The organism is Bdellovibrio sp. CKG001, assembly GCF_055397465.1.
Genome location: NZ_AP029173.1, coordinates 1,871,332 through 1,889,739 on the forward strand (window position 1 = coordinate 1,871,332; position 18,408 = coordinate 1,889,739).

The window sequence follows — 18,408 nt, forward strand, 5'->3', positions numbered from 1 at the left end:
GTTCGGACTTCTTCAGGCCGACGGGCTGCTAAAGACCAAGCTTTTCCCAAAGAATATGAAACGGCACAAATGGAACGTCTGGAATAAAGACGCGGGCCCGTTCGTTGTTATTGAGATAGATCTCTTCCTGAGCCCAGACATAGTGATCGCTGTGACTGCCCCAGGCCTTCGCCCCATCATTTATTTCGTCTGACGTTAAGGGATTCAAATCCAGATACGCTTTCATGAACACCCGGGTGAGTTCCGGCCGCAGATCAAACATGTACGAAGCCACACGCACCAGCTCAAAGGCCCGTGGCATATACACAGCCTGATCCCAGTCGATCACTCCACACACGGTTTCTTTCTGAAAGAAAAGATTTCCCTGGTGGTAATCCCCATGCAGAACCTGGGCTGGATACTTGGGAATATAAATGTGCACACAGGCGGGATTCTGCATCCAGTCCCTTTGTGCCCGCAGTCTTTGTAAGACCCACTGATCCGCATCACTTAAAGAAGATCGGGCCAGAATCGCTGTTTCGATACGTGTCAGACGCTCAACCCACTCCGGCCCATTCCAGCTCAAGGAATACTTGCGATATCCCACATCCGGCAGTGGTTCCAGGATCTTATGCAGCTGAGCTAACATTTTCCCTGCAGCTTGAGCATGCACAGCCGTCAGTTCAGATTTGGGTACCTGTTTTCCCGGTGATTCAAAATAAAGAGCGCCAAACTTACCGTCATGCTCAATCAAAGATGAACCATAACGCGATGGCAGTGTCTGCACGGCGGGCAGATTATGGGCCGCTACATACTCCAAAAGAGCATGTTCGCGTTCCACCCGGGCACGCTCACTGGTTTTATACAGACGTAAATAAAAGTTCCCCAGACTGGCTTGGACGCGATAAACCTGATTGACCGCACCGTTGAGTATTTCATCAACAGAAGAGATGGAGCCCAAGGGCCAGTACTCCAGAATGGATTGCAATCGTTCACGGTCCGCCGAATTTTTCATCACTGGATCAAGAATACATGCGCCGCAAGCCAAAATCCAAGTGGAATTACAAACTTATTGCAGACATCCCGTAAAATCCTTAAACCGGTATTTCGACAATCGAACGAATGCCTGTCCGTGCCGTCATGGCATGGACAACAGCCCGCAGCCCCATGATGGTCTTGCCCTGTGTGCCGATCACCTGCCCCAGATTTTCCTTGGCGCAGTTCACCCGATAAACGGTGGTTTTGGGCCCCACATAGGTGCTCACAGTCACGGTGTCAGGGTGATCCACCAGAAGTTTTACGATATGTTCTATCAGCTGACGAATCTCCTCCCGGTATTGCTCCGGATCGATATCAGCCCCTTTGATCTTACGTTCTTCATACTTAAAGGCTTCGATGTCACTCATAGAACCTAATCCCCCATGATGAAATTAGCTGTGCCAATCCTTTTAAAGTTACAATGCCCGCCCGGCACCGGGACCCAGTTAAACAGGAAGGAAAATGCGCTGGCCCTTTGCGTGAACACTCTGGACCCTTCCTGGAAACCATAGCCGTCACTGGTACCGACGGAGACATAAAACCGCGGTTTTTTGCTGGAAGAATAATTCTTCATCAGCCGCAAAGGATCGTGATTGTCCCAATCCTTTTTATCGATGAAGACGGATCGCGAGATTCGCAACATCTTATTCACCAGACGGCGCCGTGCCCCCGTGCGCTCGATATAGTCCTCGATCTCACGATCACTGGAGTAAGGCCCCACGGTGGAAATTGCCGGACAAAGTAACGCCACTCGGGAAAACATTCCTGGCTTTTTCAAGGCCAACTCAGCTCCGTTAAATCCACCCATCGACTGGCCGATAATGTGCCGTCGCCCGCCCCGCAGCCCGCCCATTTTCTTTTCCAAAAAGGGCATGATCACCTTGGTGAAGTAGGTGATCAGGGGATAGCGTTTGTTGTCCACCATCAACCACTGGGATCCAAAAGACACCGAGACCACACGAGGCCGGTACCCCCGCAAGGTCCACCAGTCCTGGATCATTCTCGTTCCCAGAAACTGACGGTGCCAGGTTTTCTCTGACCCGCCCAAGCCGTGGAAGAAATAGACGATATCGCTGTGATTAACCCCCTCGGGATCACGAAAGCAATATCGGAAGCTCCCCCCTTGCAGTTCTTCTGAACCGCAGATGAAACGACTGAACTCCGTTTCCGGCACATCTTCTTCGTATAAAAGATCTTCACTTGCGTAAGCTGTCAGCGAAACGTACAGAAGGAGAAAAGCCAAAATCAGACTTTTCATAAAACCCCCTCTACACTTGTAAAAAAGGTTCCCTTGGTGAAATGGAAAAATCAATTTGCAATATCGAAATCTTCGCGAACTCTGTGTTTAGACACGAGCACTTGCTCGCCCGTATTTAGGCAGCGCAGATAGAAGTGATTGTAACCTCTGTTGGTCACCACAAAACGACGGGGACTTTGTGGAGAAATCTTTTTCGCCAAGACCGACCCCACATCCAGCTTTTCGTATTTGCTCAGCAACTTACTGCCCACCTGAGCTCGCAGAAGATGAAGCAAAACAGCTCCAACCACAAACAATGCCGCCGCCGATCCTGCCAAAAGCCAATGAACTTTTTGATTGATCAACCAGGTAAAAGACACAGGAGCAAGGACTGACAGCAGAACAAGTCCGCCGGTGCACATTCTTTCTTGTCTTTGGTATTTTTTGAACTCTTCCACAAATGAAGACATGAACCGCTTCCTCGCTCCTAGAGAGACTCTTATAAAAACACAATCGGTTAGTGCCAATCGAGTCCAGATTTGGTTATTTTCCTTGCCGCTCTGCCTCCGAAGCTGACAGCCTGTTTTGACTGGGTTCTGCTTATTACAACGAGGTGCACATGAAACTACTTGGAACCATCTTTTTCGTATCGACCCTTTGGACTTTTCAAGCTTCCGCTCAAGAGCAGGCGGCCGTCTGCCAGGATGCCGTAGAAAGACGAGGCAGTATTCAGATGCAGATGATCCCCTCTGCGGATGGCAATAATTGTTTTATTTCTGTTCATAACCGCAAAGCTCAGGGGCTGCTTTACCGCGACTACCTTTTCACAGCCGATGGCGAACTGATGATTTTCAATTCCTTTGGTCCCGGTGATGAATCCCAAACCACCGGTGCACGTGAGTTCTTCATGTTTCCCCGCGTGCAAGTCACCCCGACTTACGAATGGAACGATGAAACCCGCCGCCTGATTATCACCACTGTGAACGGAAACAAGGCCTATTTCGATTACGAGGACGCCGAACTTGTGGGAATGAGCGGCGCCACCATTCGCCGCGCCACCGACATCCATCCTTCCAATCGCGGGGGCATTGAGATTCTAAACTATCAGGGGCTTTTACTGGACGGAGGCTTTAAGATGGGATCAGCTCCCACCGGGAACTCTCGTGCTTATTCCACCTTCACGGACCGCAACGGAAAGACCTGCCGCCTTCAGAACTACGAGCTGTTCAAGTACACCTCCGATGGCGATGTGATCTTCAAACACTCCGACAGAGGACTGCAAAGTCTTTTAAAAAGCCGCTGTCCGCAACTGACTTTCTAAGTCCTGACACAATTCAGGCATACAAAAAGACCTGAAGAATTCACTTCAGGTCTTTTTGTTTTTTCAGTCTTTATAACAACTTACTCTTTTAACTTCGGAGTGATTTTCAACTCCATCGGTTTGCCTTCCCGCAGGATCTTTATGACTGTTTCCTGATTCGGCTTCACAGACTGAAGAGTGTAGACATAGTCATACAGATTCTCAATCTTGGTTCCACCGAACTCTGTGATAATGTCTTTGTCCTTCAGGCCAGCTTTTTCCGCAGGACTATCTTTGGAGGCTCCAGAGATGCGCACCCCTTTGACACCTTCCTGGGAATAATCCGGGATCGTTCCCAGGTAAATGCGGAAGCTGCGGCCTTCAAGACGATTCTGGGCGCTGGCCACCTTAACATATTTCACCATCGGAAGTTTCGTATCCACCAACAAGTCCGTCAATCCACGAACCGCAGAAAGCACGCGAGCGACACCTTCGTAATTGATCAGCTCCGCCGTATCGCGCGGGCTGTGATACTCCCCATGGGATCCGGTAAAGAAGTTGGCCGTGGGAATACCGGCCATATAGAAGGCCAGGGAATCCGTTGGCAGATAAGGATCTTCCTGGACGATCATCGGCACAGCTGTGCGAACACCCACTTCCTCTGCCAAACGGGTCCAGTTGTCAGCAGATCCTAAACCTTGAACAAAAACACGGTCTTTGAAGCGACCGATCATATCCATGTTGATATAAGCGGCGATATTATGTTTCGTTGAATTCTTAGTGAAATAAGACGATCCCAAATTCCCCAGCTCTTCACCAGACCAAACAGCAAAGTACATATTCTTTTGAAGTTTATGTGCAGCTGATTTCTTTAACTGTGCATAATGATGGGCTAATTCCATTACACCAGCCACCCCGGAGGCATTGTCATCAGCGCCCACGTGCGCCTTTCCAACTTCGCCCCCTTTAGCCAGGCTGCTGCCGAACTGCCCATAACCCAAATGATCCCCGTGGGCTCCGATCACAATCGCAGACGTGGCGCCAGACACCGGCAGCTTGGCTACGACATTGATTCCTTGCGCCTTCTGGAACTGCAGATCCACGCGAGCTTTCACATAGGTAGATGGAATCGCAAAACCTTCAATCATCTCGCCCTTGTCCAGCTTCATTTGCAGCGAGATCAAATCGCGTCCGGCATAGCGCAACAACCCCGAAGCCGCGTCAGTGGAAAGGCGAATCACCCCCAAGGTGCTTTCAGACAACGCCCCTTCGAATTTGAGTTTGCCAAACTTTTCAGGCAGTCCGCTTTCAGGCCCGTTGGTAACCAGAATACCCACAGCACCTTCGTTTTTCGCAACGGTCACCTTGTGTTGCAAACGAGAATACAAATTCAGATAATGACGACGCTGAGGCGTCACATTCGCAGGAAGATCCGCTAATACCAAAACCCACTTGCCTTTGACATCCAGACCTTTGAAAGAATCATATTCCGGCTCTTTGTCACTGGCAGGGGCTTTGATGCCGTATCCAGCAAACACAATGGGAGCCTCTTTGAACTCTCCGGTTTTGGAGAACGATACGGGTTCGAAATCCTTGGAAAGCACATAGTTCTTTTTATAAGAACCCACTACTTCAAGTGAATTGTTAGCCCCCAGATTCACCCCTGAAGTAAATTCGAAGGTTTCAAAGAACGAACCTTGCGGCCCCGCCCCGATTAAACCCCAGGACTTAAAGGCCTGCGCGATCTTTTCAGTGTAAATCTTCTCTTCGCCAGTCCCTGTGCCGCGACCTTGCAGCTCAGGGGAGGCCAGATAGTGAACCCATTTTTTAATATCTTCCACTTTCACTTCAGGACTAAGAGGGACCGCCAACGGGTCATGAGCAGCAAGGCCCAGAAGTTTTCGCGCCTGCGCATCATCCCATTTGGAAATAAAGATTTGCGAATCCCCTTTTTCATTTCGATGAGTCCAGGACAGACCGTTGCCATCAGGAGTAAACACCGGCAAACCATCAAAGCCTTCATCAAAAGTCACACGCACCGGTTCTTTCGTGCCAGCCGCATCCACGATAAACAGTTCAAAGTTGGAATACCCCAGAATGCTGGACCCAAAAATAATATAATCCCCTGATGGATGGAAGTACGGAGCCCAGGACATGGACTTCAACTGAGTCACCTGTGTCTGATTGCTGCCGTCCACATTCATCGTGAAGATTTCCGCCGTGGAACCGTTTGGAGAGAATCGGCGCCAGGTGATTTTCTTTCCATCCGCACTGAAGAACGGACCACCGTCATAACCTTTGGAGTTCGTCAGGCGCTTCACCTCGGTACCATCCGCTTTCATGATGTAGATATCCATCATGTAAGAGGGATCCTGTTCAAAGAGCTTCTTATCCTCACCATCCAGTTTTTCGGTGTAGCCGGCGCGATTAGAGGCAAACGCGATCCATTGCCCATCCGGGGAGTAAGACGCTTCGGCATCATAGCCTTTTTCTTTGGTCAGGCGCAAAATGCCCTGCCCTTTCAGATCAGAACTGAAAATGTCGTAGTTTTCATCAAAGCTCCAGGAGTAACGGGCTTTGACGGCCTTTTTACGATTTTCAAACTCTTCCTGAGCCTTCCTGTCTGTCTGCGGATCCAGATGCGTCGAGGAATACAAGACCTTCTTCATGGAAGGATGGATCCAACCACAGGTGGTTTTTCCTTTGCCCGGGGATACCAAAGTGGTCTGTCCGGACTTCAGATCCAGAATGTACATCTGATAGAAAGGGTTGCCAGCATGTCTTTCACTTTGAAAGATCATCTTCGTACCATCGGGACTGAAATAACCTTCGCCCGACTTAGGCCCCGCAAACGTGATTTGACGGGGATCTGTGACCAGTGTGTTGGGCTCGTTAACAAAAGATCCGGTGGCTTTTGCCGGAGTCTCAGAACTGGATTTTGCCGGTTTGGTATCCTTCACCTGGCAGGAAATTAGCGAGAAAATGCAGGCACTTGTAAGAAGAACTTTCACTTTTTTCATAGTCTGTGTAGGCTAAAAGGAGGCCCACCTTAAGTCAACTCAACCGAAAGAAAAGGGAAATCATGATGCGTGCGTTTCACTTGGTTATCATCTCGCTTTCACTGACTGCCTGCGCCAGTAAATCCCCTTATGCTCTTTCCTCCCTTTCGTACTCAAATGAAGACTTAAAGCCACAGGCCACCCGAAGTGTCGCATCAGTTTCTTCGCACAAGGAAAAATCCAAAAGTTACCTTTCCCTGGATCTTCCCTATGCGGCCTTTGAAAAAATGCGCCATGAGGTGGAGAAAAACCAGCACGTGACCCTGCAGCACCGGGGCGAAGCTCACATCACGGTCGTCAATCCTGTGGAATTCAGCCGATTAAAAAAGAAAATCTCCATGAACGAGATCCACGCTTTGGCAGAACAAATGGATCTGCAAAAAGCCCCGTATCACCTGCTGTGTGTGGGAAAAGGGACTGTCAAAGAAGACAGCACTTATTACGCTGTGGTTGAGTCTGATCGTCTTTTCCAGATTCGTAAGGCGATTCACATGCTTTACACTTCAAAAGGCGGCAAGGCTGAAGACTTCAACCCTGACCAGTTCTATCCGCATGTGACTTTGGGATTTACCAAAAAAGATCTTCACTTTGAAGATGGTGTGATCAAGGACGCCAGCTCTTGCATCTATTCGCTGCGCCCCGAAGAGCAGAAGAAAAACTAGTACGTCTTAGACAACGCTTTATCCAGGCCTTGATTGTCGTCTGACCCCGGGCCCATCCACAAAGTTGTTTCTTCAATCAGGGAATGATCTGAAAACTGACAAAGATTGAAGGTCTGACCTTCGCTGTCTTTACCCTGAACAACCTCCGCATCAAAGGAACCACACACACCACCGCGAGCTGAAGAAGCGTTGCGCCCCTTGTAAGCCTGAAGGGCTTCGGTCGTACCCGTCTTAGCTTTAAACATGAATAGGGCCTCGGCTCCAATGGCGGCGTTCCCAAAGAAGCACATGGAGTATTCCTCAGACCCGGCCTTAAGAACCCAGAATTGGCCTTCTTCAATGCGGCATGCGCGCATCCAAGGGTTACTGGCGACCGCCAAAGTGGCAGTTCCGGCGAAGATCATCATGATGCCAGCAAGCAATAAAATTCTCACCATTCCCCCTAAGTTTTGCTAAGATGTGGTTTTGATATAACAGCAATCCGGCCGGGGCAAGCATTCAATGCCAAACTTCCATGATTTCGAAACCTTTGACAAAGACCTCAAGGTGAAATGTCCCTACGCCCAGGACTGTGGCGGCTGCCAGCTTCTGGAAAGGCCCTACAAAGACCAGATAGAAGGAAAAAAGGCCGAGCTTTTGCAGCTACTTAAGGGGGCAAACATTCCCCTTCCGGCAGATATTAAGACCCTCTCAGCGGGCGCCTCGCACCTGCGGGACCGTTTGGATTTCAGTCTGCAAGACGGCCGCCTGGGGCTTTATCGCAAGGACCGTCACGAGGTTTTGGATATTGAAGTTTGCGCCCAGCTTTCACCGGAATTGCAATCCTGGCTGACGGACTTCCGCCAGATCCAGTGGCCCTTTAAGAAAGGCTCCTTCCGGCTGCGTATCGCCCCGCACGGACGCCGCGGGGTGTGGATCGACCTGGCCAATATCGATATCAAAACCCTTTTGGATGAACAGAATATTTTAAAGAAATTGCAGGCCCAGGCCTTTGTGGAAATTGGCCAGCGCCGCAAAGTGCCGGTTTGGACCGGGGCTGAATTCAAACTGCGCGATCCGGAACACCATACGTGGTTTCAATCCTGGGTGGGTGAGGTCCCGGTGGATCTATACTGTCAGGTGGCGAGCTTCACTCAACCCAGCCACAAAGCCAACAAGTTGATCTGCGATGTGATTGCCTCATGGGTGCAAAAGGCGCCCTCGTCCCGGGTGATTGAATTTGGCTCTGGGATTGGCAATCTGACCTTCCCGGCATTGTCGGAGGCCGACAGTCTGCTGGCTTGTGAAATTGATGATCTGTCCTTGCAGGGGTTGGAGCATTCTCTGGATCAACTTCCCCCCAGTCTGGCACATCTTAAAAATCGTGTGCAGATTTATCGCGGTGATTTTCAGAAAAAACTGACACAGGATTTTTCTGACTTCGATCTGATCCTGGCCAATCCTCCGCGTTCCGGGCTGATGAATTTTCTGAATCCACTGAAAGAACTGTCGTTGCCACAGCGACCGGAGTTCTTCATCTATATGTCTTGCTTCCCGGAGTCTATGACCCGGGATCTGGTAACACTGAATGAATGCGATTATCAGATCCAGGAACTTTATATCCTGGATCAGTTTCCGCAAACATCGCACTATGAGGTTTTAACGTTACTTCAAAGAAAAAAGGCGTAATCCGGACAGAGAACCCGCCAGATCTTTTCCAGACACCACAGATAAAAGTGGCAGTGTCACAATTCCCGTTATCAGAATCAAAGTGCTGCGTAAGGCGACCTTGAAGACATAACTGACATGCAATCGTTCGTGCGGCTGCCCCAAGCGCAGATCACACGCCCATTCACCGATCGTTGAGCCCATCAGGCTGCGTATGGTGATCATATAAAACCAGGCAAAAACCACAAACACTTCAGCAAAGAAGATCATCTGATGACGACTGTGCGACAGACCTTTCAGCACATGCCCCACAGGGGTATTCAACATCAGCGAGAACATCAGCATAAAGACACAGCTTAAGGCGATCAGAATCAGGCCGTCGATAAAAGACGCCAGCCATGACCACAAAGCCAGACGCGCCCCTTTACGACGAGAAGGGCCGCCATGAAAACCCGTGCCTTGTTCAAAACTCAATCCCTGACGGTTCTTAAACAGACCGTTTACACGCGAAGGGGCTGGCGTTGCCGGTGCCCGGCGACGCCGGACCACAGGCCCCCTTAACGGCACAGGGGCTTCCCTTTGCTGGGGAGCCCGCTGTGGAATGATTTTATCTTGATGTCTGTCGATATTCATTCAGTTGTGGTTCCTTAGCGGACCCCGCCTGCGCGGATGGAGCCGTCATTCAAAGTGCCACCTTCGGAGTCCGGAGTCGGCGGAGGCGTCACCACCACCGGCACACAGACATTATTAACCAACTTGTTCGGTGCAGGACATGGAGCCGTTGGAGGTGGATCCACTGGAGCCGGAGTCACCGTTGTTGTCGCTGTGGCTGTTGGAGCTGGCGGCGCTACTGGTGGCACGTAGTCATTGGTGTTGTCCTTGGACTTAGACTTGTTCTTGCTGAACAACCACCAGAAGGCACCCAGAGCCAACAAGCCCACGCCCACTGGGATGATCCAGTTTTTATTACGACACCAGAAGCCACAACTGTCTTCGGCACCCTGACCTACTTCAGTTTTACCATCAGGCAACTCACCTTCGCCGCCCGTTTCGATGACGACGCAAGTCGGTTGAGAGTTTCCTTCTTCTGGTTCAGACTCTTTCGTGCCTTCAGGGCACACACAACCTTTACCGTCAGCACCTGTCACTGAGCCTGGCTTGTTTACTGAACAGTCGCCAGCCACCGGACCTGGAGGTGGAAGAGGTTCCGGAGAAACCACGAAGGATTGCAACGAGAACGCACGAGTTCTGATTTCATTACATGCAGACACCTGGTCTTCACGATGTTTTTGAATGTCTTTCAACGGAGCCTGGTCACACGCACCTACAGCCGTCTGGATGAAGGATTCAAGATCACCCAAATACTTGGAGATCTGATCAAACTGTTCCTGGGAAATCTTCCCTTCCTCATTCAGAACCAGATTGATGTCCTGACCATTTTTCTTCAAGTAAGATTCAATAATACGTTTCTTGTCTTCACTCTCGGACTTGATATCACCGCGACGAAGAGGGGATTTCTGATTACAAACGCGAGTGGCATACTTCACATCCGAACGACTCACGCAGTGCGGGGAGCCGTTACCATCATAGCCATACACCATCGGGTTACAAGACACCGCGTTGCCAGAGCACATCGCGTTCATGCCGCGCATCTGACGAGTCAGATCTTCAGCTCCGCTTCTGGAGCCACCGCAGGAACCGTTTTCACCGTAAGTGGATTTATAACCTGCCACGATACAAGGCTTGCCCGTCAGGCTGCTGGAAGCCGCATAAGCCTCCTCACCGAAGAACGTCTGATACACCCACTCGTACTTGTTTTTCATCTCATTCATGGCCTGAGCGCCATAGATCACCTGATAGACTCTTTGCGCAGCCTCCATGGCTCCACGAATACGCACGAAGTACTCCGCTCTTTGGCGCGGAGTCAGCTGATTGAACTCTTTGTAGGTCAGACGCAGGTTTTTGCTCAAAGGCTTTTGCTTGCCGGTTTTCAAGGCCTTAGCCACCACTGGATCCAGCTTGGCCATTTTACCGGCGATCTTGTTGAAGCTGTTATAATTCATCAGTTCTTTGCGACCGAAAGAAACACCGTTAACTTTTAACGGAGTGTCCTCATCACCAGTGAAAGTCAAAGTCGTCGTTTGACCGGCATGAGTCAGTGTCAAACGCACTTGTTCTTTTCCGCTGGAGTCTTTATAGCTGGAGGCTTCCACCGCAGGCATCATTTCGTGACGATTCAGCGCCACCCATTGATCCATCTGCCCACGCAGTTTTTGCGGATAAACGTGGCGAACCATTCTGTAGAATTCACCCACAGTCATTTTCTTCGTAGTGAGCCCAGTCTCCTTCAAGTATTGATTGATCAGTTTTCTCTGATCCTTCGCAGCCGCGCCCTGCGCAACAGGAGCCATACACATCGTAAACGCCGACGCGCATGCAGCAACACTCTTTACTAATGACTTCGGTTTAAACATCCATCTCATAACGACCTCATGCTTTTGAGTCTTTTCGGTACACTTTTCAAATTACTTAACAAGAACCCGGACTTAACCTTGATTTTCCGGCATTGTCTCAAGTTGAGACCGCAGCCAGTCCTGCAAATAGGTCCGATCCCGACCCGTAAGGTCCTTAAACTTCAGGCGAAGTACATTGTCGCGATATTCCACGACTCGACTTTTAACCTTAATGTTACGAACGTCAGGAAAAATCACATCCACAAAACGCAACTCCTGCGCTTTTTCCAGATCCCTTTGCAGACGAACCCGGACACCGCTTAAGGAAACCGATTCTGTCACCCCAGTAAAGATATCCTGCGCCACCACATCCACCCGCGTTCGCAACTCATAGCGAGCGGCCGCTTGAAACATCCATTGCGCACGACGATCCAGATAGGGGAAGCGGAAATAAAATGCCAGCAACAAAAAGAACGCCGTGATCAGACACGAAATAAAAAGTTGCCCGTGAATCAAGGCACCACTTTCCTCGAACTCTCCGTTACCCCAGCGGTACAGATTAATAAACAGCACCAACATCAAAGTACCGATTGCCAGGGACCACGTGGCCTTGTGCGGTCGAAGCAACAAAATTCCTGTCAGGCACAAAAGCCCCAGCCATAACCAATCCAGCGTTGTAATTGAATTTAAAGCAGACAGCCACTGCAGAGGATGCTGCCAACTGACAACACCACCACCCCAAAGACTTAAAAAGATGTTCCCCAAAGGAGCAAGAATAAAAAGAATCGCCAATAGGTAAACTCCTGTTGGCCTTTTTAATTGCTCACTTTCCATGAAACCTCCAAAAGTATGTTAAACGAAAGCAACTTGACCGGGAATCATCTCTTGAGGTCTCTAGACCTTAGTTATGAACAAAAAAGCTTTATCTCCCTTACTCTCGGTCGCCCTTCTTTTAACTTTGCTGAGTCCCCGTTCCGGAGCCTCACCCCACAAGGTGATTTCCGACTCTTTGGTCGAGAACCTGGCCTGTTCGCGGGTTTCCACGGACGAAATCTATCGACGTATCAGGCCGGAGGCTTTCTCCAGCCAGTATCACAATCTTTCCGTCAACTGGCCTTTTGCAACTAAACTTTACGACTTGGCCGCCTGTTGGTCCTTGGCGCGCACACAGAGATTGTTTTTCTATCTGGCGCGATGGAATCATCCGCAGGACTCAGCCCGGGTTTCAGATATTCTGGATATGGTTCGCGGCAGCAGGCCCTATCTGACCAAGTATCTAAAGCGAATAGAAGAATCCCCCGTCACTGATTTTAAAGTGTTCACCCAGAAAGACCCGACCTGGAAAAACACATCCCCTTTGTGGGCGGGTCTGCAGTATGGTTATACGCAGAATCTAGGGGCAGGAAAGTCCTTGTACCGATCGTGGAAGGGCGACATTGAACAGTATCAGAAAGAGCGCTTTCATGAATTCGCAAAAAACCTGAAGTTGGTGATTGGAGATGATGCCCGCAGCGCCAAAAAAAATCGACTCACCCGCAACCAGATTCTGAACAATCTGGAATCCCACCGCATGACCTTGCTGATTCTGCGCCCCACCCGAATGAGCCAGCACGTTGTGATTGCCAAGTCGTTCCGCCTTCTTAGCAATGGCCGCACTGAGATTGTGGTTTATGATTCCAATCAACCCTTGCGAGATCAGATTCTGACTTATGACGCCAGCCAAGAGGATTTCTTTGCCCCGGAAATCGTGCGGGGACTTGCTAAGGTGAAAGACCCCCAGGCCGCCCTGGGTGTTTTTGTAGTGGATGAATATGATCGCAGCCTGATTGAAACGGCTTTGATGAAATACTATAAATCGCAGTGTCTTTAAAAAAGCAAGACCCCCGGAATTGCTCCGGGGGTCTTCGGTGTGTTTTGGGAATTAAAGTGTTATTGCGCTTTACCCGGGATGCTGATGTTTTTTAGTTCGGGTTCCTGTTTAGCAATGTCTTCAGCCATCTTAAGAGGGTTCGAGGTCGCACCTCGTTCGCGAGCGGGGCAGATTTCCACCTCCGCTTTTACCGGAACCAAAGCATACAGCTCTTCGATTTCGGCATTCGTCACGGCAATACATCCACGAGTCCAGTTGATAATCGGATGAGCCAACCCCACCAGCGTCTGTGAGGTTTCATCATTCGGAAGACCATGGATCATGATATCTCCACCGGGACTCAGCTCTTGACCAGTCTTTTTGGAAAGCTCTTTGGTTTGAGCCAGGTCCTCTTGATTTGGGTAAGAGATGTGCAGCGCGCGATGGTATTCACTTTGTTTTTTCTTGAAATCGACGATGTATTTTCCTTCAGGGGTCTTATTGTCGCCTTCTTTGAGTTTGTCTCCATACGGAGAACGCCCCAAAGCCACCGGGTACGCTCTGAGAAGAGTGTCCCCATTAAACAGGTACAGCTTTTTACCCTCTTTTGAAACCACAATACGGTTTCCAGAGATCTTCTTTTTCTGCAGTGAGGCCACAGTTTCGTTGGATAGGTCCACCAAAGCCGAATCTTCACCGATATAATCGATATTTTTGCAGTCGTACTTATTCGCCAGCGCCGTTTGAGTTAATCCCAACAAAGTCGCTATCAAGACCAATCGTTTCATGAAGACCTCACATCCTCGGAAATTATTCCACAGGCTCCAATCAGCAACTTTAAGGCCGCCCCGGAAAAGCGTTTAAATCCAAGGCGGCTGTCCAAGACCTCGACAGTCGCCTATTTTGGGCCTCCAGAGCCCCATATAAAAAGCCCCCATCCACATGGGAAAGGGGCTTGTAAACCGGAATTATAGCAGTTGGATTTATTAGCGACGCAAGGAGGAGCAGCCCTGGATACAAGACTCACGAGCCATCTTCACACGAGGAGCCATGCACTCGGCCGTCCCTTTGTGGCGAACCACTGACAGGGTTCCCAGGTTCGGCGTGTAGGTCTTGTTATTCACCTTCGCAAGACATGCATAGTAAGCGTATTTTTCCATACCTGTCTGCATCTTGGAACTTGTTGGCAGATACACACGAGCATCGAAGAAGTTAATACCCACTCCTCCTTTGCTTGGTGAACTTTGTGCCACCGTGAAATCAAAACCTGAAGATTTCAACTTGGAGCAATCGCTTTCTGTCTTCGCATTGCGAATACCAAAAGGATCTGCACCCGCTTTATCGATAATCAGAACGTGACCGTACACCGCCACGATGTCCCCCGCTTTCAAGGATGTCGTCGGCGTCACAGAGATCTTATTCAGGCAAGTCAGGCCGTTGTTCTGAGGCTCCACGTAAGAACTAGAACCCCAAGCCCAGGAATCCGATGCCTTCAAAGCGCGGCCCGCCTTCAGGCGCAAGCCCGCTGTTGCCATGGACGTGTAAACGTAACCGGAACAGTCAATCCCCAGAACCTTGGTGCCGTCGCCGTTATTTTTAAACATATCAATAGCTGAATCTGCAGCCGTGGTCCCGTAAGGTTTTCCACCGTAATCATAGATCAAAGGATTGGACTTCACATTAAAGCAGCCTTCGCCATAACTGGTGACATTCTTGATATAGGGATGTGTGTTTTGCACTTGTGACAAGCTGGCAATCTCTCGTTTGCTGCCCACGCCATCCGAATGCTTGCCTGTGATCTTGATACCTTGCAAGTCCGGCGTTTGCGCGTCCATGTCTGGAAGGCTCACGCTTTGGCACGTTTGATAAGTCGTGGCGAAGGCCCAACGCGCGCCAAAGACTGCCAGGGATTCTCCAGCACTAAGAGCCTGAGCTTTGTGGTAGGCATAATCGCGGTTCACTTCTGCAGGGAGCTCTTCGACCACGTTATTGCTCTGATCTTCGCCCCCTTCATCAGGAGTGGACGGCGTGCCGGAAGAGGCGTTGTCCTGACTGCTGTCACCTGAAGGGCAATTCAGATCGAAAGTTTCAATGGTTTTGTTCAAACGGGCAAAGTCCCCACGAACTTTATCCTGCATGTAGGAACGGAAAACTGTGGAGCGGTCGCCGACGTCAATAGCCGACAAAAGCATCAAAAGTTGTTCGGGTGTTTCCACACGCTCCCCCTTCGGGGCCTCTTCCAACAAAGACACCACCAACCGTTCAAGATCAGCATTCAGACGTTCTTGATCTTCTTGGCGCATTTGGGGGTTTTCATCTGCCAGTTTTTGCACTTGATCACGCAAAGCCTGCTTTAAAGCTTCGGCGGATGGCAATTCCTTTTGTGCAATCAGATGTTCCTTCAAACCGTCCCAAAGCTTCATCTCCAGCTTTGAATCCTTACAGGCAATGTCATTTGTGACATTGGAAGCAATATTGTTCATGGCCTCGTACCCTTGTGGAGCGCAGGCCGTCATCATCATCCCTAATAACAGTGTCATTCCGTAGTTTTTCATACCGAACTTATCGGCTGGGTGACTGCGACAGATTACGGTCAGGAAGAATTTTAGACTCGACTAGACTAAAAAATAGTCACTATAATCGAAGTTCACGAGGGACTAAAAAACATGGCAGAAAAGTTTATCAAAATTCAGGCACTTTACGGACTTCTGGAGCTGGAGCCTTTTATCCTTTTGGGCTGCCTTATTGCCATCACCTGGGTGTTTTATAAGTTCTTCCTCAAGGAAGCTTCCGACGAACGCCATCGCAGTATCCGCAATCACTTCCGCACGTTGCTGCGTCATTACATCATTTTGGCTTTCCTGTTTTTGACTTTCATTTTTCTGCAAACTTCAGAACCCCAACTGGGTCGATTGGGCAAGTTTATGCCCTACATCGCCTTTCTGACGTTCCTCTGGGGCAATATTGTTTTTGTTAAGACCTCCCGTCTGATCGTCCTGCAATACCTGTTTTTGGGCTCGATGAAACACGGTGTTCCACTGTTGCTGGTGAACATTTTCTCGCTGATTCTTTCGATCGTATTATTGTTCTGGGGTATCACTCACGTCTTTGGTTTGGAGCTGGGACCTTTACTGGCAACGTCTGCTGCTGCCTCCGTGATTCTGGGTCTGGCGTTGCAAGACACGCTGGGAAATCTTTTTGCCGGGATCTCTTTACAGCTTGATCGCAACTTTGAAATCGGCGACTGGCTGGAAATTACGAGTGGTATTCAGAAAGCCACAGGTCAGGTTCGTGAGATCACCTGGCGCTCCACCACACTGGTGGGTTTTTCCGACGAGTTGATCACCTTTCCGAATCGTTTTATGGCCAATGCTCAGATTTCCAACTTCTCTCCACCGGAGAATCCCATTGTCCGCCGTCAGATCTTCCGCCTGGCCTATGGGGAAAATATTGAGCTGGCCAAGCAGATTCTGGAAAGAACGGTGGCCGGTATTGGTGAAATCCGCGGCATTCCAGCCCCGTGGGCCTATGTCAGTGACGCCAATGAAAACTGGGTGGAACTGAAAATTATCTACTTTATCGATAATTACGGATCTCAGTTCAATATCGGCGACAAGGTCTATGTGCGTGGAATCGAGGCTTTGAAGGCTCAGGGCCTGAAATTAGCTCGACAAGTCATTGAGCTATCGGATAAAACAGCGGGCCATGACAACACAAGCAGTCAACTTTGAACACCCCTTAGCGATTAAAATCCGCAAGCAGATCGTGCAGGCGCTCAACGACTTCAACATGATTGAAGACGGCGACAAAATCATGGTCTGCGTTTCTGGCGGCAAGGACTCCAGCGTTCTCTTGGCTCTTTTAACTGAGATCCAACGACGTTCTGAGCGTAAGTTTCAAATCGAAGCCGGGATTTTGGATCAAAAACAGCCGGGCTTTGATGCCACTCAGTTCAAACTTTGGGTTGAAAGCCTGGGTGTGAAGTTGCATGTCATTGAAAAAGACACCTATTCCATCGTGAAAGAAAAAGTTCAGGGTGGAACCTTCTGTTCTTTATGCTCCCGTCTGCGCCGGGCGATTCTGTATGATTTTGCCCATGACAATGGCTTTACCAAACTGGCCTTGGGCCATCACCGCGATGACGTGGTTCACACTGCTTTGTTGAATTTGTTCTATGTGGGGACAACTGCCAGCATGCCACCAAAACTGAAATCCGATGACGAGCGCAATATTCTGGTGCGCCCGTTGTGTTATGTTTCAGAAAGGGATATTGAAGAACTGGCCGCTGCCTGGGCTTTCCCGGTGATTCCATGCAATTTGTGCGGGTCACAAGATGGCTTAAAACGCCAGCGCGTAAAAAGACTGGTTCGAGACCTCGAAAAAGAGATCCCGAACATTTACGCCTCCATTCAGACAGCGATGTCGAATGTGAAACCCAGCCAGTTGATGGATCAAGAGCTCTGGGATTTCAAAAATCTGAAGACATAATCAGCAAAAAACTTTGCTTATACCATCGCTTTTTTGATGGCCGGGCGCTCTGCTAAACCAGTCGCCCAGGCCTTGATGGCCGCTTTATCCTCGAACCATTTCGGCTGGGCATGAATAAACCCGGCAATCCAAGGATAGGTGGCAATATCGGCGATGGTGTACTCGGGCCCCGCCAAATAATCGTTATCACTAAGCTGCATTTCCATAACCCCTAACAGTCTCAGCGCCTCTTTTTCAAACCGCTCGATGAAGCCGGGATTATGCGGCTTTAAGGTGTTCAGACCGTAATAGTAATTTCCAAAGATCGGTCCGATCGCCGACATCTGGAACATCACCCACTGCATGGCGTGAGTTTTTTCCGTCAGACTTTTTCCAATGAATTTTCCGTATTTTTCTGCAAGGTAAAAAAGAATCGCACCACTTTCAAAGACCGTGGTTTTCCCTTGTGGGCCTTCGGGATCAACGATAGTGGGAATCTTCCCATTGGGATTCATTGCCAGGAATTGAGGCTGCTTTTGCTCTAATTCCTTCAAGTTAATCTTGTGCTCATTGTATTTCAGGCCGAGTTCCTCAAGCATGATAGCGACTTTCCGACCATTTGGAGTGGGAGCGGTATAGAATTCAATCATTCAGATCTCCTTTGCGGACTAACCCCCAGAGCATAGGTCCATATTCTGCAAAACGGGACTCTTGACC

At 49.6% G+C, this 18,408-nt stretch carries 18 protein-coding genes; 6 read left to right on the forward strand and 12 right to left on the reverse strand.

The genetic code is table 11. From position 1 onward, the window contains the following. Window positions 1-28: 28 nt before the first annotated feature. From ACZ50P_RS09040 to ACZ50P_RS09055, 4 genes are all read right to left on the reverse strand, one after another. Window positions 29-994 carry a phosphotransferase enzyme family protein gene (locus ACZ50P_RS09040; RefSeq protein ID WP_464130695.1) on the reverse strand — a complete coding sequence of 322 codons (966 nt, stop codon included), beginning with the start codon at window positions 992-994 and terminating at the stop codon, window positions 29-31. 79 nt (window positions 995-1,073) lie between these two features. After that, window positions 1,074-1,385: a KH domain-containing protein gene (locus ACZ50P_RS09045; RefSeq protein ID WP_464121259.1), complete on the reverse strand. Its 312-nt coding sequence runs from the start codon at window positions 1,383-1,385 to the stop codon at window positions 1,074-1,076. Window positions 1,386-1,390: 5 nt separating this feature from the next. Beyond that, the gene (locus ACZ50P_RS09050) at window positions 1,391-2,275 is read right to left on the reverse strand and encodes an alpha/beta hydrolase-fold protein (protein ID WP_464130696.1); all 885 of its coding nucleotides are present in this window, start codon (window positions 2,273-2,275) and stop codon (window positions 1,391-1,393) included. Window positions 2,276-2,325: 50 nt separating this feature from the next. Beyond that, window positions 2,326-2,724, reverse strand: a complete 399-nt coding sequence (locus ACZ50P_RS09055; RefSeq protein ID WP_464130698.1) for a hypothetical protein — start codon at window positions 2,722-2,724, stop codon at window positions 2,326-2,328. Window positions 2,725-2,873: 149 nt separating this feature from the next. Between ACZ50P_RS09055 and ACZ50P_RS09060 the strand changes: the two genes are divergently transcribed. Further along, window positions 2,874-3,575 carry a hypothetical protein gene (locus ACZ50P_RS09060; protein WP_464130699.1) on the forward strand — a complete coding sequence of 234 codons (702 nt, stop codon included), beginning with the start codon at window positions 2,874-2,876 and terminating at the stop codon, window positions 3,573-3,575. A gap of 80 nt (window positions 3,576-3,655) precedes the next feature. Here ACZ50P_RS09060 and ACZ50P_RS09065 read toward each other — a convergent pair whose 3' ends face one another. Beyond that, window positions 3,656-6,574, reverse strand: coding sequence for a M28 family peptidase (locus ACZ50P_RS09065; protein ID WP_464130700.1), 2,919 nt, complete (start codon window positions 6,572-6,574; stop codon window positions 3,656-3,658). A gap of 62 nt (window positions 6,575-6,636) precedes the next feature. Here ACZ50P_RS09065 and ACZ50P_RS09070 point away from each other — a divergent pair, with 62 nt between their 5' ends. Then, window positions 6,637-7,275 (forward strand): hypothetical protein, encoded by a 639-nt coding sequence (locus ACZ50P_RS09070; RefSeq protein ID WP_464130702.1) that lies wholly within the window; start codon window positions 6,637-6,639, stop codon window positions 7,273-7,275. On the opposite strand, the gene ACZ50P_RS09075 is transcribed toward ACZ50P_RS09070, so the two are convergent. Beyond that, complete coding sequence (locus tag ACZ50P_RS09075; protein ID WP_464121265.1) at window positions 7,272-7,712, reverse strand: hypothetical protein; 441 nt, start codon at window positions 7,710-7,712, stop codon at window positions 7,272-7,274. The two genes, ACZ50P_RS09070 and ACZ50P_RS09075, sit on opposite strands and share 4 nt — an antisense overlap. Window positions 7,713-7,776: 64 nt before the next feature. Between ACZ50P_RS09075 and ACZ50P_RS09080 the strand changes: the two genes are divergently transcribed. After that, window positions 7,777-8,943, forward strand: a complete 1,167-nt coding sequence (locus ACZ50P_RS09080) for a class I SAM-dependent RNA methyltransferase (RefSeq protein ID WP_464130703.1) — start codon at window positions 7,777-7,779, stop codon at window positions 8,941-8,943. On the opposite strand, the gene ACZ50P_RS09085 is transcribed toward ACZ50P_RS09080, so the two are convergent. The 3 genes from ACZ50P_RS09085 to ACZ50P_RS09095 form a co-directional block, all read right to left on the reverse strand. Beyond that, window positions 8,920-9,471: an RDD family protein gene (locus ACZ50P_RS09085; RefSeq protein ID WP_464130704.1), complete on the reverse strand. Its 552-nt coding sequence runs from the start codon at window positions 9,469-9,471 to the stop codon at window positions 8,920-8,922. The genes ACZ50P_RS09080 and ACZ50P_RS09085 overlap by 24 nt on opposite strands. 98 nt (window positions 9,472-9,569) lie before the next feature. Next, window positions 9,570-11,405: a hypothetical protein gene (locus tag ACZ50P_RS09090; protein ID WP_464130706.1), complete on the reverse strand. Its 1,836-nt coding sequence runs from the start codon at window positions 11,403-11,405 to the stop codon at window positions 9,570-9,572. A 63-nt stretch (window positions 11,406-11,468) separates the two neighbouring features. Further along, on the reverse strand, window positions 11,469-12,167 hold the full coding sequence (locus ACZ50P_RS09095; protein ID WP_464130707.1) for a PilZ domain-containing protein: 699 nt from the start codon (window positions 12,165-12,167) through the stop codon (window positions 11,469-11,471). 115 nt (window positions 12,168-12,282) lie between these two features. On the opposite strand from ACZ50P_RS09095, the gene ACZ50P_RS09100 reads away from it, so the two are divergent. Next, the gene (locus ACZ50P_RS09100) at window positions 12,283-13,245 is read left to right on the forward strand and encodes a hypothetical protein (protein ID WP_464130709.1); all 963 of its coding nucleotides are present in this window, start codon (window positions 12,283-12,285) and stop codon (window positions 13,243-13,245) included. 59 nt (window positions 13,246-13,304) lie between these two features. Here ACZ50P_RS09100 and ACZ50P_RS09105 read toward each other — a convergent pair whose 3' ends face one another. Both ACZ50P_RS09105 and ACZ50P_RS09110 read right to left on the reverse strand, forming a co-directional pair. Beyond that, the gene (locus tag ACZ50P_RS09105) at window positions 13,305-14,012 is read right to left on the reverse strand and encodes a L,D-transpeptidase family protein (protein ID WP_464121273.1); all 708 of its coding nucleotides are present in this window, start codon (window positions 14,010-14,012) and stop codon (window positions 13,305-13,307) included. Window positions 14,013-14,210: 198 nt separating this feature from the next. After that, window positions 14,211-15,779: a hypothetical protein gene (locus ACZ50P_RS09110; RefSeq protein WP_464130710.1), complete on the reverse strand. Its 1,569-nt coding sequence runs from the start codon at window positions 15,777-15,779 to the stop codon at window positions 14,211-14,213. Between the two features lie 111 nt (window positions 15,780-15,890). Between ACZ50P_RS09110 and ACZ50P_RS09115 the strand changes: the two genes are divergently transcribed. Next, window positions 15,891-16,955, forward strand: coding sequence for a mechanosensitive ion channel family protein (locus ACZ50P_RS09115; RefSeq protein ID WP_464130711.1), 1,065 nt, complete (start codon window positions 15,891-15,893; stop codon window positions 16,953-16,955). Beyond that, entirely contained in the window at window positions 16,930-17,712 is a 783-nt protein-coding gene (ttcA, locus tag ACZ50P_RS09120) for a tRNA 2-thiocytidine(32) synthetase TtcA (RefSeq protein WP_464130713.1), read from the forward strand. Before ACZ50P_RS09115 ends, ttcA begins: the two co-directional genes overlap by 26 nt. 17 nt (window positions 17,713-17,729) lie before the next feature. Here ttcA and ACZ50P_RS09125 read toward each other — a convergent pair whose 3' ends face one another. Beyond that, window positions 17,730-18,341, reverse strand: coding sequence for a glutathione S-transferase family protein (locus ACZ50P_RS09125; protein ID WP_464130714.1), 612 nt, complete (start codon window positions 18,339-18,341; stop codon window positions 17,730-17,732). Window positions 18,342-18,408: the final 67 nt, after the last annotated feature.